The organism is Orlajensenia leifsoniae (assembly GCF_004570845.1).
GTDB classification, from domain to species: Bacteria; Actinomycetota; Actinomycetes; order Actinomycetales; family Microbacteriaceae; genus Orlajensenia; species Orlajensenia leifsoniae.
Window position 1 is genome coordinate 38,322 of the sequence record NZ_SPQZ01000007.1, and the last position, 15,473, is coordinate 53,794.

The window sequence follows — 15,473 nt, forward strand, 5'->3', positions numbered from 1 at the left end:
CGATCCGTGCGGAAGGTGGGACTCGAACCCACACGCCGAAGCACAGGAACCTAAATCCTGCGTGTCTGCCAATTCCACCACTCCCGCTGGTGCCGTCCCAGTGTAAACGGCGCCGCCCTGTGGACAGTTCCTGCACTCGGGCGCGATGGCGCGGCACGATGATCGGATGACCGAGGCCGTTCGCACCATCACGGAGCGCGTGCGTGCCCGGGTGCGCACCGACGGCGTCGACCTGGCCTCGGATGCCGCCCTCGCCGAGCGCTACGCCCGCGACGCCCTCCGCGACTACGTCGAGCGCTCGGTCGCCGGAGCCGGTCCGCTCATCGCTGATGAGGAGCAGGCCACCCGCGAGGTCATCGCGTCGCTCACCGGATTCGGTCCGCTGCAGCCCTACCTCGACGACCCGACCATCGAGGAGATCTGGCTCAACTCTCCGTCCCGTGTCTTCGTGGCGCGCAACGGGGTGCCCGAGCTGACTTCGACCGTGCTCACCGAGAGCGCTGTGCGCGATCTGGTCGAACGGATGCTGCAGTCCAGCGGCCGCCGCGTCGACCTGTCGAGCCCGTTCGTCGATGCCTCCCTGCCCGACGGCTCGAGGTTGCACGTCGTGATCCCCGACATCACGCAGAAGCACTGGGCCGTGAACATCCGCAAGTTCACGAGGCGCCTGCGCGACCTGGGTCGCCTCGTGCAGCTGGGATCGCTGTCGCTACAGGCCGCGGAGTTCCTGCGCATGTGCGTGCTCGCCGACCAGAACATCCTCGTGTCGGGCCCGACGCAGGCGGGCAAGACCACCCTGCTCGGTGCCCTGCTCTCGAGCGCCCGGCGCGATGAGCGCATCGTGACGGTGGAGGAGACCTTCGAGCTCGACATCGACGCCCGCGACATCGTGGCCATGCAGTGCCGCCAGCCGAGCATCGAGGGCACCGGGGAGATCAGCCTGCGCCGCCTCATCAAGGAGGCGTTGCGCATGCGCCCAGACAGGCTGGTCGTCGGCGAGGTGCGCGAGGCCGAGAGCCTCGACCTGCTCATAGCGCTGAACAGTGGCCTTCCCGGCATGTGCAGCATCCATGCCAACAGCGCTCGCGACGCCCTGGCGAAGCTCTGCACGCTGCCGCTGCTCGCGGGGCGCAATATCGACTCCGCCTTCGTCGTGCCGACCGTCGCGGCCTGCGTCGACATCGTCGTGCAGTGCGAGATCGATCGGGCAGGCGCTCGCCGTGTGACGGAGATCCTCGCCCTCAGCGGTTCCGTCTCGGGATCCGTCGTGGAGGCGAGTCCGGTGTTCCAGCTGCGCGATGGCCTGCTGCAGGCCACCGGAAGCCATCCGCTCAAACTCGCGAAGTTCCGCGCGGCCGGTCTCGACCCGTCGATCGTCCTGGCTCGGAGCGCGGCGTGATCTCGGCCCAGGCCGTGGCCGTCGCCTGCGTGGCTGGAGCCGGCGTGCTGCTCGTGCTGTCGCCCTGGCTGTGGCCGCGGTCGGATGAGCGCCCACGCCGATCGGACTCGGCAGGTGAACGGATGCGCGAGCGCCTCGCGCTCGCCGGTCTCGGCGGCGTGCCACCGGCCGTGCTCCTGCTCATCTCAGTGCTCGTCGGTCTCGCGACCGCCGGGCTGATGCAGGCGATCGTGGGAGTGTCCGCACTGTCCCTCGCAGCCGGCCTCGTGGGTTTCGCTGCTCCGGCCCTCGTCGTGACTCTCCGTGCCCGAGCCCGCCGAGTGGCGAACAGAGCGCTCTGGCCCGATGTCGTCGACCATCTCCTGTCGGCCGTGCGCGCCGGCATCGCGCTGCCTGACGCCGTCGCATCGCTGTCGCAGTCGGGTCCGGCAGGCACGCGCGCGAGCTTCGCCGCGTTCGAGCGCGAGTACCGGGCCACGGGCAACTTCTCGCACTCGATCGACCTTCTGAAGGCCGACCTGGCCGACCCCGTCGCCGATCGCCTCCTCGAGACCCTGCGCATGGCGCGCGAGGTCGGTGGCAGCGACCTGGGCGAGGTGCTGCGCTCGCTCGCCGCCTATCTGCGCGATGACGCCGTGGTGCGGGCGGAACTGCGAGCCCGGCAGTCCTGGATCGTGAACGCCGCCAGGCTGGGAGTCGTGGCTCCGTGGATCGTGCTGCTCATGCTCGCGACCCGTCCCGAGGGGGCAGCCGCGTACAACTCGCCGGCCGGTGCCGTGCTCATCCTGGTCGGACTCCTCGTCTCGGCGTTGGCCTACCTGCTCATGATCCGGGTCGGGAGGCTGCCGGAGGAGCAGCGCTGGTTCCGATGACTGTGGATAAGTCGGGCGTCACGGCCCGAGATCGCGCCATGATGCCGCAATGACCGGCGTGGATGCGGTGGCGGGCCGGCGGAGCAGCCGATGAGCGCTCCGCAGGCGTTATCGCTGGTGCTCGGCTGCACTCTCGGCCTCGGCCTGTGGTCGCTCGCTGCGACGCTCCCGAGCTTCAGGCGCCCGCGCCTGGCTGACCGGGTCGCGCCCTACATCCTCGACGTCTCGCCTGCGGCGCGCGAGCACGTGCGACGACGCACGATCGATCCGCTGCCCGTGATCGGCTCCCTCGCCGCGCCCGTGATCGGCGCCTTCTCGAGTCTGCTCTCCCGCCTCTTCGGCGGTCCCGAGACGGCGGCACTGCGGTTGCGACAGAGCGGGTCTGCAGCATCCGTCGAGCGGTTGCGTTCCGAGCAGGTGATCTCGGCCATGCTGGGCGCCGCCGTCGGCATCGTCGTGGTGCTCCTGTCGGCCTCGCGCCTGCCGCCGGTGTTCACCCTGGTGATCCCGGTGCTCGGTGCCTTCAGCGGAGCGGCGTTGCGCGATCAGGTCCTGCGGCGCGCGGCATCTGCTCGCGTCTCCCGCATGACCGACGAACTCCCGACGGTCCTCGAGTTCCTCACGCTGAGTCTCTCCGCCGGCGAGGGCATCCATGATGCCCTGCGTCGGGTGGCCCGCACCAGCTCGGGCGAACTGGCTGCCGAGTTCGCCGGAGTGCTCTCCCGTGTCGGCGTTGGAGTCCCGCTCACGCGTGCGCTCGACGAGCTCTCGACCGGGCTCCGGATGCCCCCGCTCAGCCGGGCGATCGATCAGATCACCGCGGCGGTCGAACGGGGAACACCACTGGCCGGTGTGCTTCGCGCCCAGGCACAGGACGCCCGCGGCGAGGCGAAGAACCGGTTGCTCGAGCGCGCCGGGCGGAATGAGATCGCGATGCTGATCCCACTCGTGTTCCTGATCCTGCCGCTCACCGTCGTGATCGCGATCTTCCCGGGCCTGTTCGTCCTGCAGGCGGGGTTCTAGGTCGATGGAACACGAGACGGCTCGACGTGGGCGATGGCGACGACCGCTGAACGATGGATGACCGTGTGACGAACGAAGCGATGACGGATGCAGGAGCGATGACGGATGCAGGAGAAGGGTGTGGCGATGACGACTCTGATGGTGGGCGCTGCGACGGCGCTGAGGGGACGCCTGGCGCGCGAATGGGATGACGAACGTGGCGACGTGCCCGGCTGGGTGCTGATCACCCTCATGACGGCCGGGCTCGTCGTCCTGATCTGGGCGCTGGCCGGACCCGCACTCACGGGCGTGTTCCAGGACGCGATCGACCGCGTCTCCGATTTCTGAGCTGTTCCGTGACGCGTGTGCAGGCCGCGCACCGGACGCGGCGGTGTGCACTCGGGCGCAGGCTGAGGCCGTTCGTTCGCGACGAGCGAGGCTCTGCGGTCGTGGAGTTCACCCTCGTGTCCGTGCTGCTCACGACCCTCGCGCTCGCCGTGGTGCAGCTGGCTCTGGCGCTGCATGTGCGCAACACGGTGATCGACGCTGCCGCTGAGGGCGCTCGCTATGCCGCGCTCGCCGACAACACCCTCGCCGACGGCGAGGAGCGCACTCGGATGCTCATATCGACGGCCCTCGGTGCCGCCTACGCACGCGACATCTCAGGCAGCTACGGTCGTGTGGCCGGGTTCCCCAGCGCCGAGGTCCACGTGACGACGCCGCTGCCGCTCGCCGGACTCCTCGGTCCCGATCGCGCCATGGAGGTGGTCGGCCGTGCGGCGGTCGAGTCGGCGCCGTGACGCCGGCGCGACGCTGGCGGAGGAGACCGGCTCCGCGTCGCTCGAGTTCATCACCGTCGGCCTGATCCTGCTGGTGCCTCTCGTCTATCTCGTGCTGGCGGTGTCGTCCGTCCAGGCGGGTTCGCTCGCGGCCGAGGGGGCCGCGCGCCAGATGGCCCGCGTCTACGTGCAGGCGACGACGCCGGCGGAGGGCTTGGCGAGTCTCGACCGTGCGCTGGCCGTGGGCTTCGACGACTACGGGCTGGCATCCGTGGAGTCGGCCGCGACGATCGCCTGCGACGATTCGGCGAACGGATGCCTCTCCCGGGGCAACTCCGTCACGGTGACTGTGCGCGTGCGGATCACCCTGCCCCTCGTTCCCGACGTGCTCGCCCTCCGCGACGTGGTGAGCATTCCGCTCGAAGCGCAGGCGACCCAGCAGGTGTCCCGTTTCTGGAGCGATACCGGAGCGGCGGAAGGAGGCGGGGGATGAGACGCCTCTGCGAACGCCTGCGCGCGGCATCCGTCGACGAGACGGGGTCGACGCTGCCGCTGGCCATCTTCTTCATGTTCCTCGCCGTGGTGGTGATCCTCGGGGTGATGGGGGCGACCAGCCTGTACATCGAGCGCAAGCGCCTGCTCACCCTGGCCGACGGTGCTGCGCTCGCCGGAGCAGAGGCCTTCGACCTGACCGCCGTCACGGCGACGGACGACGGGCTCCGGGCCGTCCTCGACTCGTCTGATGTCGGCGCTGCGGCCGCGGACTACCTGGCAGCCGCACCGCGCGGCTCGCTCGAGCACCTCCGAGTGGAGTCGGCCGCGTCCCCGGACGGTCGCAGCGCCGAGGTCGCCCTGTCTGCGTGGTGGCGACCGCCCGTTCTGGTCCTGGTGCTGCCGGACGGCATCCGTCTCGACGTGGAGTCGACGGCGCGGTCGGTGTTCGGGTAGGCGCCTCGTCGGTCGTCGTCTACGCGTCGGCTGGAGGGGCTGCCCGCGCGGCGCGGGGACGCTTCGGCACGTAGCGCGGGATGTAGCGGGCGAGGATGCCGGCGCCCACCAGGCCGAGTACACCCATGACGCCGGCCGCCGCCGAGATGGAGACGACGGCCGTGATGCCGGCGACGGCCAGGGGCGCGGCAGCACCGCCGAGGTCGCCGGTGAAGCGCCAGGCTCCGAGGAAGGGCGCCGGGTTGGCCGGGGGAGCGAGATCCGCGCCGAGAGTCATGAGGATGCCGCTGCCGATGCCGTTCGCGAGGGAGAGGAACATCGCGACGCCGATGAACCACTGCACGTTGGTCGACAGGTCGTGGGTGAAGGCCAGGGCGAGCAGCCCGAGCCCGAGGCCGATCATCGAGGGCAGGGCGCTCCAGAGGCGGCCGAAGCGGTCCATGATCTGGCCGCTGGCGTAGAACAGGGCGAAGTCGATGGCGCCGGCGAGGCCGATGATGATGGCGGTGTCGCGCTCGGAGATGCCGATGGAGAGGGCCCACAGGGGCAGGATCACCGTACGGGTGGCGCGCAGCGCACCGATCAGACCGGCTCCGGTGCCGAGCCTCAGGAGCACGGCCCGGTTGTTCCACAGGGTGCGCCCGAGTCCGTGCGACTCCTCGGCGGCGAGCTCCTCGCCCGGCGTGCGGACGGCTCCATCCGCAGCGGTGACCTGCTCGGCCCGGCCGAACATGGCCTCGGGGTCGGGAAGCACGAGCAGCACGACGACGGCTCCGAGGCACGTCGTGATGAAGATCCAGAACACGATCTGGGTGTCGTCGACGAAATGCAGCACAGCCGCCGACAGGAGGGGGCCGACGAACCAGCCCGCGCGGAAGATGCCACCCAGCGTCGACAGGGCTCGGGCCCGATATCGCTGAGGCACGTAGCTCGTCATGAAGGCATGCCGGGCGAGGGCGAAGACGGCTGTCGCTATGCCGATCAGGAAGATCCCGATGCCGAGCACCCAGGCGTTCGTCGCCACGAGGCAGAGGATGGTCGCCGCGATGGCGAGGACGGCGCCGCCGATCATGGCCGTGCGCTCGCCGATGCGGCTCACGATCCAGCCGCTCGGGATGTCGCCGACCAGTTCGCCGAGCATCACCATGGAGGCGATGAGGCCCGCCACGGCGAGGGTGGCGCCGAGGTTGTTCGCCACCGTCGGGATGAGCGGGATGATGGCGCCCTCACCGACCGAGAACAGGAACGTCGGCAGATAGGCGGCGAGGGCGACCGAGCGCAGGCTGAAGGGGCGCTCGGTATCCGTCATGACCGTTCCACCCTATGCCCGGCTCGTACGGCGCCCTGCCGGGCTGCGGCTGGAGCCGATCGTTCGGGGTGCTCCAGCCGCCGGCGGTTAGGGCTCGACGGTAGGGGTGGGCGTGGGTGTCGGTGAGTGGGTGGCCGGCGGCGTGAGAGACGGGTCACCTGTCGGCGCGACGGGCGGCTCGACCGTCGGGATCGGCGTCTCCGTGGGCGGCGTCACGGATTCCGGCGTGTCGGCTGTCGGCGGCGCCGGCGTCAGGAATGGCGTCTCCGTCACGGGAGGCAGCGGTTCGTCGGGTGCCCGGAGCTTGGCGGCGGTGCCGCGCACCGCGATGCTCACCGGGTTGCCGAGCACGGAGTTGCCTCGCGGATCGGTCACCCTGATGCGGTAGTTGTAGGTCGCGCCGGCCGTGAGGTTGGTGTCGGTGAAGCTCATGGAGGGAAGGGTCCAGAAGTTCGAGTCGACGGTGGTGGTGTACACCGGAGCCGCCGTGTTCCCGTTGCGGATGACCGCGTAGGTCAGCCTCGTGTTGTCGCGGTCCCAGTTCGCCTTCCACGTCACCTTGGCCGTGCGGGAGGCGGGTGATGTCACCGTGGGCACGTAGTTCGCGCCGGTGAGCCGTGGGCCGTCCTTGTTGGGAGCGATGCTGCTCACGGCGAATCGCACGATGCCCTGCTGCTTCACGCTGTTCACCTGGGTGAACTCGCCGCCGTAGAGGATGTACTGGCTGTTGCCGGCCACCGACCAGCCGCCCTGGCTCACCCCGGTGAACGTTCCGGCGTTGATGTCGGGGAACCACTGCAGGAGCGCCGGCCGCGGGGTGCCGGCCCAGTTCGTGTAGCCGAGCGGATCCTTCGTGATCACGCCCTGCACGGTCTTGGTGAACGCCAGGCCGCGGTGCATTCCCCACGGGTTCGTCTGCGGGAAGCCGGCGATGTTCCCGCAGTAGTGGGCGTGACTGGTGGTGTAGACGACATCGCCCGCCGGGTACACGGAGTACGTGTCGCCGTGGCAGTCCTCGACCCAGATGATGTCGCCATTGGTCCACGAGGCGTAGAACGTGCCCTCCAGTGTGCCGGTTCCGTAGTGCTGTCCGGTGCCGTAGACGCCGTTCGCGTCTGATGCGAGGCTCGAGATGGCCGCGTTGCTTCCGGCGTTGCGCACCTTCGCGTTGACGTTGAAGGGGAGCATCGTTCCGGTGACGCCGTCGACCATGGCGAGACCGTAGCCGGGATTCGAGGATCCGTTGACCTTCTGGAAGTAGCCGCCGAGAACCACCTTGCTGCCGTCGGCCTTCACCGTGACAGCGATCGCCTGCCCTTCCGTCACTGCCGGCGCCCAGGTGGGGATCCGCAGTCCGGTGACGGCGTCGTAGGCGGCTGCGCCCGAGACCGTGGCCCCGTTCGCCACGGTGAACTGCCCGACGAGATACACCGCCGTGTTCGTCGCGGCCACGGCGTTGACCTTGCCGTTGAGGATGGGCTTGAACGAGGTGAGCGCCCCGGTGGCGGTGTCGAACGCGGCGATCCGGTAGCGGGAGGTTCCTGCGATCGAGGTGAAGCTGCCGACGACGTAGAGACGGGTCCCGTCGGGCGAGAGCGCCATGTTCCTGACGCGCGCGTTCGGATTCGGACTCCATGAGGCGTTCATGACGCCGGTCTGGAGGTTGTACGACAGCAGGTGTGGTCGCGCGACGGTGTTGACGCCGGGAGCGGCGCCGGCCGGCCGTGCGGTCTGGAAGTCCCCGCCGGCGAACACGGTGTTGCCTGCGATCTCCTGGTCCCAGACCACGCCGTCGATCTGCACAGAGGGCAGGACGTCCGTGGACACCGTCGCCGGGGTGCCGGCCACCGGGGGAGACGTGTCTGCAGCCGAGGGTTGGGCCACCAGCAGGAGACTGATGACCAACGCAGCAGCGCCGGTCAGGGAGATGGTTCGGGTGAGCGCGTGCGTGTGCGTGTGCATCAGATTGCCTCGGTTCAGGCGTGTCATCGACTCGGGTGTCGTAGTCCGAGCTTAGTGAGCATTGCTCATCAGCAGAATAGGCAGGCCGGAAAACTTCGGGCCGAGGATGCCCGGCCCGATCTCGCGTGCTCTCCGTCGCCGGTAGGCTGGCAGCAACATGATTGACCTTGATCTCTCTGAACAGATCGCCGCGTTGCGCGTCACCTTCGGTGACATCAGCTCCGTCGTCGATGTCGAAGCCCTCCGCACCGAGATCGACCGCCTCAGTGAGGAGGCGGGCGTTCCCGACCTGTGGGACGACACCGTCAACGCTCAGCGCGTCACCAGTGCGCTCAGCCACCGGCAGACCGAGCTCGCGAAGATGACGAGCGTCGCAGCCCGTCTCGACGACCTCGAGGTGCTCATCGAGCTGGCCAACGAGGCCGGCGACGAGGAGAGCGCCGAGGAGGCCCGCGTCGAACTCGTGAGCCTGCAGAAGGTCATCGGCGAACTCGAGGTGCAGACCCTCCTCGACGGCGAGTGGGATTCCTACCCCGCCGTCATCACCATCCGCTCCGGCGCCGGGGGAGTGGATGCTGCGGACTTTGCCGAGATGCTCTTCCGCATGTACCTGCGCTGGGCCGAGAAGCACAAGTACCCGGTCACCGTGATGGACACGTCCTACGCCGAGGAGGCCGGCATCAAGTCGGCGACCTTCGAGGTCTCCGCTCCCTACGCTTTCGGCACCCTGAGTGTCGAGGCCGGCACCCACCGCCTGGTGCGCATGAGCCCGTTCGGCGCGGCAGGCAAGCGCCAGACCAGCTTCGCCGCCGTCGAGGTCATCCCGCTCATGGAGGAGGCCGGCGAGGTCGAGATCCCCGAGAACGACATCCGCGTCGACGTCTTCCGCTCGAGCGGCCCCGGCGGCCAGTCGGTCAACACCACGGACTCCGCCGTGCGGATCACGCACCTCCCGACGGGCACCGTCGTCTCGATGCAGAACGAGAAGAGCCAGATCCAGAACCGAGCCGCCGCCATGCGCGTGCTGCAGTCGCGCCTGCTCCTCCTGCAGAAGGAGGCCGAGGCCGCGCAGAAGAAGGAGCTCGCCGGCGTCATCACGGCCAGCTGGGGCGACCAGATGCGCTCCTACGTCCTCGCGCCGTACCAGATGGTCAAGGACCTGCGCACGGACTACGAGGAGGGCAACCCCTCGAAGGTGTTCGACGGCGAGATCGACGGCTTCATCGGCGCCGGCATCCGGTGGCGAAAGCAGAAGACCGACGACTAGGACGCCCGACTGAGCGAGTCGCTAGCGACATTGCGGCATCCTCTGCTTAGCATCGAGTGAAATGATTCGCTTCGACAACGTCTCCAAGAAGTACCCGGGCACCAGCAGGCCGGCGCTGAACAGCATCGACCTCGAGATCCTTCGGGGCGAATTCGTGTTCCTCGTCGGTGCATCGGGTTCGGGCAAGTCCAGCTGTCTGCGTCTGATGCTCAAGGAGGAGAAGCCCAGCACGGGCTCCATCCACGTGCTCGGCCAGGACCTCGGCTCCATCTCGAACCGCAAGGTTCCCTACTTCCGTCGGAACCTCGGCGTGGTCTTCCAGGACTTCCGCCTCCTGCCCAACAAGACCGTTGCCGCGAACGTCGCGTTCACGCTCCAGGTCATCGGCAAGTCGCGCGGCTTCATCCAGGAGGCCGTGCCCGACACGCTCAAGATGGTCGGACTCGAGGAGAAGGCGCAGCGCCTGCCCCACGAGCTCTCCGGCGGTGAGCAGCAGCGCGTCGCCATCGCGCGCGCCATCGTCAACAAGCCCCAGGTGCTCCTCGCCGACGAGCCGACCGGAAACCTCGACCCTGTCACCAGCGCCGGCATCATGACCCTGCTCGAGCGCATCAACGCCTCGGGCACCACCATCGTCATGGCCACCCACGAGGCCGGCATCGTCGACCAGATGAAGCGCCGCGTGATCGAGCTCTCGGCCGGCCAGATCGTGCGCGACGAGCGTCGCGGCGGCTACGGCGCCACCACGGCCATCCCGGTCGTGGCAGAGGGCCAGATTGCCACCGCCGCTCCGACCGCCGAGGCGCCCGTCGCCGTCGGGGCCACCGTGGGTGCGGCATCCGTCGCCCCGGTGCCTCTGTCCGAGCAGGCACCGGCCGCGGCAGCCCCGAAGGTCCCGACCTCGGTCATGGAGAACGCCCAGCCGCTCTACATCGAGCCCGAGGTGACCGATGACGTGACGGATGCCGCCGCCGCGATCACCGCCGCCGCGACGAGCTCGATCCCCATCGTGCCCGTCGAGCCGCCGCCCACGACGATGTCGCGGCCGGTGCTGCCCGTCGCGACCGAGAACGACGTGCCCGCTCTGACGCTGGCCGAGAAGCTCGGACTCAGGGCGCCGGGCGCGAAGACGAACGACACCGGTGAGCAGGAAGTTGGGCCGACCCGATGAGACTCGGTCTCGTACTCACTGAGGCCGCGAACGGCCTGCGACGGAACGCCTCGATGGTGGTCTCCGTCGTGCTCGTCACGTTCATCTCGCTCACCTTCGTGGGCACGGCCGTGCTCATGCAGATGCAGATCGGCCAGATGAAGGACTACTGGTACGACCGTGCACAGGTGGCGGTCTACATGTGCACCGACATCTCGGGCTCCTCCAACGAGAACTGCGTCGGTGGCGAGGCGAACGAGGATCAGCTCGCGGCCATCAAGGCCGAGCTCGAGGGCCCCACGCTGTCGCCGTTCATCAAGAAGTTCTACTTCGAGGACCACGACCAGGCCTACGAGAACTTCCAGAAGCAGTTCAAGGACAACCCGGTCTCGGCCTACGTCACCCCCGACCAGCTCAACCAGACGTACTGGGTGAACCTCAAGGACGTGTCCCAGGCCGATGTGCTCGTCGAGAGCCTCTCGGCCCTGCCGGGTGTCGAGGCCGTCACCGACCAGCGCAGCTACCTCGACCAGATCTTCGCGGTGCTGAACGCGGCCAGTTTCACGGCCATCGCGATCGCGGCGATCATGCTCGTCGCGGCCGCGCTGCTCATCGCCACGACGATCCGCCTGTCGGCGTACTCGCGCAGACGTGAACTCGGCATCATGCGCCTCGTCGGAGCGTCGAACAGGTTCATCCAGACCCCGTTCGTGCTCGAGGGCATCTTCGCCGCCCTCATCGGATCGCTGCTGGCGGGCGGTGCCATCTGGGCGATCGTGCACTTCTTCATCCAGGGCTGGCTGAAGGATCGCCTGCAGCTGACGTCGTTCGTGACCGAGGGGAGTGCCCTGGTCGTCGCACCGATCCTGCTGTTGGTCGGCATCATCCTGGCGGCGTTCTCGGCCAACTTCGCGATCACGCGGTACCTCAAGGTCTAGAGCCTGTCCGGGGGGCGCGGGTCAGCGGGTCGACGGCGACCGGATGCTCCGCCGCGCGTCCCGGGTGCGCTGGTGCGGTTCGGCCGCGACCGTCTGCTGGTCGCATCCGTCGCACTGCTCGCCGTGACCCTGATCGCGACGGCCGGCCTGCAGAGTGCGGCGGCGACTGCGCTGCAGGCGACCCTCGACGACCACTGGCGGGGCGCCTACGACATCCTCGTGACCTCGGAGAAGGCGACCAGCGACGAGCTCCTGTCGCCGAACTCGCTCATCGGCGAGGACGAGCGGATGCCGTTGCGCGACCTGGAACGCATCAGGGGCATCGACGGCGTCGACGTCGCTGCCCCGATCTCGCAGCTGCTGGTGCCGTCCCTCGACTCGGCGCGCGTCGACGTCGCGGTGCCGATCGACCTGTCGCGCTCGACGCTCGACCCGCAGGACTACCGTCTGCGCGTGCGCTACCTGACCGATGACGGCCTCGGTGAACGTCTCGCGCTCGCCGAGACCTACAGGCTCACCCTCGACACCTCGAACGCGCCACGCGACATCGTCGTCGATCGCAGCGCCTACGACGACAACGACTGCCGCACGCAGGTAGGGGATGTGACGGTCGACTGCGGGTACGACTATCCCGAGACGGAGAAGCGCTACACGGCACTGATCGCGGAGGAATCGGGCGAATCCGGGTCCATGGGGTCGAGCGGCAGCATCACCAGCACGGTGGTGGACGACGACGTCGTGTTCCCGCTTCCGGGCGTCGCCCTGCCGCCGACGCGCGTGACGCTCGTCGACCCCGTGGCCGAGCGCGCGCTCCTGGGCGACGGGGGTGCCTTCCTGGACCCGCTGGTGACCGTGGGCGCCGGTACCCGGCCCTCCGTCGCCGACCTGGACCGGTGGAGCGTCGATCAGCCGACGAGCGCATTCACCAGAGCCATCTCGCAGGCCGTCGAGCAGCAGCAGGCCATGTACGACAGCCTCGCGGGGAGCGGACAGTACGCCGAGTACGTCGCCGAGAAGCAGAAGCGGGGCGAGGAGCCGTTGCCGGTCGAGGAGGTCTTCGCCGCTCCGCAGCATCTGCCGGTGGTCGTATCGACTCAGAGGGACGTGCCGCTGACCGTGCGGGTCGACGTTGAGGCGATGGGGCCCGGCGAGATGCCGGACGTCGCGTCCTCCTACTGGGCCGTGCCCACGTTCGACGACGCCGGGGTGGCCGGCGTCCCGCTCGGGGCCATCTCCGCCGATGTGCGCAGTCTCCTCGACCCGTTCTCGACGCAGAAGCTCACACTTCCCTGGGTGGGGAACCCGGATGCCGTCCCGCAGCTCGGCGACCAGGGCTACACCGGCGGCTACTTCGGGCAGGTGGCGCATTCGACTCCGGCCGAGCCGACCTCGCGGGCCGGCGAACTCGTCCTGGACTCGACCGGTCACCTCGGCACGTCCATGGACAACTACTGGGGCGGTGATCCGAGCTCCTGGGTCAATAAGGGGCCGGGCACATCACCCGGGATGCAATCGACCTACGCGACGGTGAGCGCCGACCAGGTGCTCCAGTCGAACGACGACAGCGGGACGTACTTGCTGCCGATCGCCGGATTCGACATGGACGACATCGTCCTGCCCGCTGATCCGCTCTCCTACACTCCGCTGGGCGCCTACGATCCGGCAGCGGCGACCCTGGTGCGCAACGCAGCGGGAGATGACATCCAGCACGTCGACCTGCTCCCGGTCGCTGGAGGACTCGGCCTCGTCGGAGCCAGAACGGCGGCCATCGCCGACATCGATGCCGTCTCCGACTCCCTCGTGGACCCGACGATGGATGCCGTGCGTGTACGCGTCGCCGGAGTCGACCGCTACGACGCCGCCGGCATCGACGCCGTCGGTTCCGTCGCCGAGGCGATCGAGAGACTGGGGCTCGCGGCCACGATCGTCGCCGGTTCCAGCCCGCAGACCGCGTCGATGACGGTCGACGGCTATGCGTTCGGCACCACGGATGTCGACGGCGAGCAGAGCGTCGGCCTTCTCGGCACCGTCGAGCAGCGCTGGTCCGCTCTCGGCGCGGCAGCCCGTCTCGGCACCAGCGTGTCGCAGGCCACCCTCGCACTCCTGGCCACCGTGATCGCCGCGACCCTCGCACTCTTCGCGGTCGCCTCGCTCTCCGCCGTCGGCTCCCGTCGTTCCGGTGCTGCGACGCTCCGGACAGTCGGCTGGACGCGGGGACGCATCCTGCGCTGGCTGCTCGCCGAGCAGTGGCCGGCCCTCGCCGCCGTGCTGCTCGCCGGCGGCCTGGCCGCCGTGCTGGCCGCCGACGACGCGCTCGTGCTCTCGACGACGGCATCCGTGGTGCTCGCCGTCATCGTCATCGCCGTCGTGCGCGCGGTCTCGGGAGCATCGGGCGAACGGATGCGGCTGGCCACGGCAGACGAGCTGCTGCGGGAGCACCCGGAGGAGCGGCCCGAGGTGCGCTGGACCAACGCGCCGACTGTCGAGAGTCACGGCGGTTACGGCCTCCCCGACGAGTCGTCGCCCGAGCAGGTGATCGTCCCCGATCGCCCGCGCTCTCACGGACGGATGCGGCTCGGCGCCGAATCGGTCGTCGGCTTCGGTCTGCGGCTCGTGCGCGGTGACGCGGGCAGCGCCATCGGGAACGCCGCTGCCGTGCTCGTCGTCATGGCGACGACAGCCTGCTTCGTACTGAGCCTCGGCCTCGGCCAGACGGCGGCCGGAACGAGTCTCATCGCACAGTTCGGCACGGCTCAGGCGCTCGCTCCCCAACTCGCCCTCGGCGTGGTCGGGGTCGTCGCCGGCGTGCTGCTCACCATCCTCGTCAGGACCCAGGCGCTGCACCGCCGCCGTCGTTCGCGGGCGGTGCTGCGCGAGCTCGGCTGGGTCGGGAGCGACATTCGCCGTGCCGAGCGTTCCGAGGTGCTCGTCATCGGGCTCCCGGCGGCGCTGCTTGGCTGCTACCTGCTCTGGTTCGCCCTCGACACCGCCGGGCTCGCCGGCATCGACACGGCCGTCTCGGCCGCCCTGGTCGCAGGGCTCGCCGTCGTGGCGCTCCTGCTCGTCACCACCCGGAAGGCCGCCACAGCTCCATGAGCACTGTCCTCGAGTTCGACGATGTCACCGTCGCCTATGCCCGCCCGCGCGACGTTCCCCTCGTCCTCGTCTCGGGCTGCGACATCACCGTGCGCCCCGGACGCCTGCACTGCGTCGCCGGTCGCAGCGGATCGGGGAAGACCAGCGTGCTGCGGGTGGCGGCCGGTCTCGTGGCGCCGAGTGAGGGCCGCGTGCTCTGGGACGGCCTGGACCTGGCAGGCCTCGACGACGACGCGGTGACGCGGCTGCGCCGGGATCGCGTCGGATTCCTCGACCAGGCCGGCTCTTTGCTCGATGGTATGAGCGTGCTCGAGAACGTGCTGGTTCCCGCGGTGCCGGCCCGGCGCGTGCGGGAGCTGGGGGAGCGGGCGCTGGCCCTGCTCGACGAGGTCGGCATAGCCGACAGGGCGTCCGCGCGCCCGGGCGAGCTCTCGGGTGGCGAGCGACAGCGCGCAGCCCTCGCACGGGCCCTGCTGCTCTCGCCGCGGCTGCTCATCGTCGACGAACCGACGGCCGGCCTCGACAGGACCAGTGCCGATGGCATCATCGACCTGCTCGTGGCCCGACGCGATGCCGACGTGGCCGTGCTCGTCGCCTCGCACGACCCCCACCTGATCGACGCGGCGGATGCCCGCACGCACCTGGCGTGAGGCCGCGTTGGCGGCGCCGTTCGCGCCGGGAGCCGGGCGGCGACCGTGCGTGAGTGTGGGCCGCGGCATCCGTTAGACTGAACGGCTGCCCGAGCCACGGG

General features: G+C 69.5%; 14 protein-coding genes and 1 tRNA gene. 12 read left to right on the forward strand and 3 right to left on the reverse strand.

Annotation, left to right across the window (positions count from 1 at the left end; all coding sequences use genetic code 11):
- Positions 1-7: 7 nt before the first annotated feature.
- Positions 8-87 (reverse strand) — tRNA-Leu (locus E4M00_RS15590).
- Positions 88-166: 79 nt separating this feature from the next.
- On the opposite strand from E4M00_RS15590, the gene E4M00_RS15595 reads away from it, so the two are divergent.
- The 7 genes from E4M00_RS15595 (at position 167) to E4M00_RS15625 (ending at position 5,000) form a co-directional block, all read left to right on the forward strand.
- The gene (locus tag E4M00_RS15595) at positions 167-1,399 is read left to right on the forward strand and encodes a TadA family conjugal transfer-associated ATPase (RefSeq protein WP_135121413.1); all 1,233 of its coding nucleotides are present in this window, start codon (positions 167-169) and stop codon (positions 1,397-1,399) included.
- Complete coding sequence (locus E4M00_RS15600) at positions 1,396-2,271, forward strand: type II secretion system F family protein (RefSeq protein WP_240037206.1); 876 nt, start codon at positions 1,396-1,398, stop codon at positions 2,269-2,271. Before E4M00_RS15595 ends, E4M00_RS15600 begins: the two co-directional genes overlap by 4 nt.
- Before the next feature lie 90 nt (positions 2,272-2,361).
- Entirely contained in the window at positions 2,362-3,294 is a 933-nt protein-coding gene (locus tag E4M00_RS15605) for a type II secretion system F family protein (RefSeq protein ID WP_135121414.1), read from the forward strand.
- A 138-nt stretch (positions 3,295-3,432) separates the two neighbouring features.
- Positions 3,433-3,621, forward strand: a complete 189-nt coding sequence (locus E4M00_RS15610) for a hypothetical protein (protein WP_135121510.1) — start codon at positions 3,433-3,435, stop codon at positions 3,619-3,621.
- A gap of 101 nt (positions 3,622-3,722) precedes the next feature.
- On the forward strand, positions 3,723-4,073 hold the full coding sequence (locus tag E4M00_RS15615; protein ID WP_135121415.1) for a TadE/TadG family type IV pilus assembly protein: 351 nt from the start codon (positions 3,723-3,725) through the stop codon (positions 4,071-4,073).
- The gene (locus tag E4M00_RS15620; protein WP_240037209.1) at positions 4,048-4,545 is read left to right on the forward strand and encodes a hypothetical protein; all 498 of its coding nucleotides are present in this window, start codon (positions 4,048-4,050) and stop codon (positions 4,543-4,545) included. The genes E4M00_RS15615 and E4M00_RS15620 overlap by 26 nt, the downstream gene beginning before the upstream one ends.
- Positions 4,542-5,000 (forward strand): pilus assembly protein TadG-related protein, encoded by a 459-nt coding sequence (locus tag E4M00_RS15625; RefSeq protein WP_135121416.1) that lies wholly within the window; start codon positions 4,542-4,544, stop codon positions 4,998-5,000. Before E4M00_RS15620 ends, E4M00_RS15625 begins: the two co-directional genes overlap by 4 nt.
- A 19-nt stretch (positions 5,001-5,019) precedes the next feature.
- On the opposite strand, the gene E4M00_RS15630 is transcribed toward E4M00_RS15625, so the two are convergent.
- Positions 5,020-6,309: an MFS transporter gene (locus E4M00_RS15630; RefSeq protein WP_135121417.1), complete on the reverse strand. Its 1,290-nt coding sequence runs from the start codon at positions 6,307-6,309 to the stop codon at positions 5,020-5,022.
- A gap of 87 nt (positions 6,310-6,396) precedes the next feature.
- Positions 6,397-8,271, reverse strand: a complete 1,875-nt coding sequence (locus tag E4M00_RS15635; protein ID WP_135121418.1) for a hypothetical protein — start codon at positions 8,269-8,271, stop codon at positions 6,397-6,399.
- A gap of 157 nt (positions 8,272-8,428) precedes the next feature.
- Between E4M00_RS15635 and prfB the strand changes: the two genes are divergently transcribed.
- The 5 genes from prfB (at position 8,429) to E4M00_RS15660 (ending at position 15,372) form a co-directional block, all read left to right on the forward strand.
- Positions 8,429-9,538 carry a peptide chain release factor 2 gene (prfB, locus tag E4M00_RS15640; protein ID WP_056167434.1) on the forward strand — a complete coding sequence of 370 codons (1,110 nt, stop codon included), beginning with the start codon at positions 8,429-8,431 and terminating at the stop codon, positions 9,536-9,538.
- A gap of 61 nt (positions 9,539-9,599) precedes the next feature.
- Positions 9,600-10,709: a cell division ATP-binding protein FtsE gene (gene ftsE / locus E4M00_RS15645; RefSeq protein WP_135121419.1), complete on the forward strand. Its 1,110-nt coding sequence runs from the start codon at positions 9,600-9,602 to the stop codon at positions 10,707-10,709.
- Positions 10,706-11,626, forward strand: a complete 921-nt coding sequence (gene ftsX / locus E4M00_RS15650; protein WP_056167439.1) for a permease-like cell division protein FtsX — start codon at positions 10,706-10,708, stop codon at positions 11,624-11,626. The genes ftsE and ftsX overlap by 4 nt, the downstream gene beginning before the upstream one ends.
- Before the next feature lie 72 nt (positions 11,627-11,698).
- Positions 11,699-14,722 (forward strand): hypothetical protein, encoded by a 3,024-nt coding sequence (locus E4M00_RS15655; RefSeq protein WP_135121420.1) that lies wholly within the window; start codon positions 11,699-11,701, stop codon positions 14,720-14,722.
- A complete protein-coding gene (locus E4M00_RS15660) occupies positions 14,719-15,372 on the forward strand; it encodes an ABC transporter ATP-binding protein (RefSeq protein ID WP_135121421.1) in 654 nt (217 codons plus the stop codon). The genes E4M00_RS15655 and E4M00_RS15660 overlap by 4 nt, the downstream gene beginning before the upstream one ends.
- The last annotated feature ends 101 nt before the right edge of the window (positions 15,373-15,473 follow it).

Coding starts and splice junctions, on each gene's coding strand:
- E4M00_RS15605 (WP_135121414.1), top strand. CDS start 2,362: ATGAGCGCTCCGCAGGCGTTATCGCTGGTGCTCGGCTGCACTCTCGGC.
- ftsE (WP_135121419.1), top strand. CDS start 9,600: ATGATTCGCTTCGACAACGTCTCCAAGAAGTACCCGGGCACCAGCAGG.
- E4M00_RS15595 (WP_135121413.1), top strand. CDS start 167: ATGACCGAGGCCGTTCGCACCATCACGGAGCGCGTGCGTGCCCGGGTG.
- E4M00_RS15630 (WP_135121417.1), bottom strand. CDS start 6,309: ATGACGGATACCGAGCGCCCCTTCAGCCTGCGCTCGGTCGCCCTCGCC.
- ftsX (WP_056167439.1), top strand. CDS start 10,706: ATGAGACTCGGTCTCGTACTCACTGAGGCCGCGAACGGCCTGCGACGG.
- E4M00_RS15610 (WP_135121510.1), top strand. CDS start 3,433: ATGGTGGGCGCTGCGACGGCGCTGAGGGGACGCCTGGCGCGCGAATGG.
- E4M00_RS15625 (WP_135121416.1), top strand. CDS start 4,542: ATGAGACGCCTCTGCGAACGCCTGCGCGCGGCATCCGTCGACGAGACG.
- E4M00_RS15635 (WP_135121418.1), bottom strand. CDS start 8,271: ATGCACACGCACACGCACGCGCTCACCCGAACCATCTCCCTGACCGGC.
- E4M00_RS15660 (WP_135121421.1), top strand. CDS start 14,719: ATGAGCACTGTCCTCGAGTTCGACGATGTCACCGTCGCCTATGCCCGC.
- prfB (WP_056167434.1), top strand. CDS start 8,429: ATGATTGACCTTGATCTCTCTGAACAGATCGCCGCGTTGCGCGTCACC.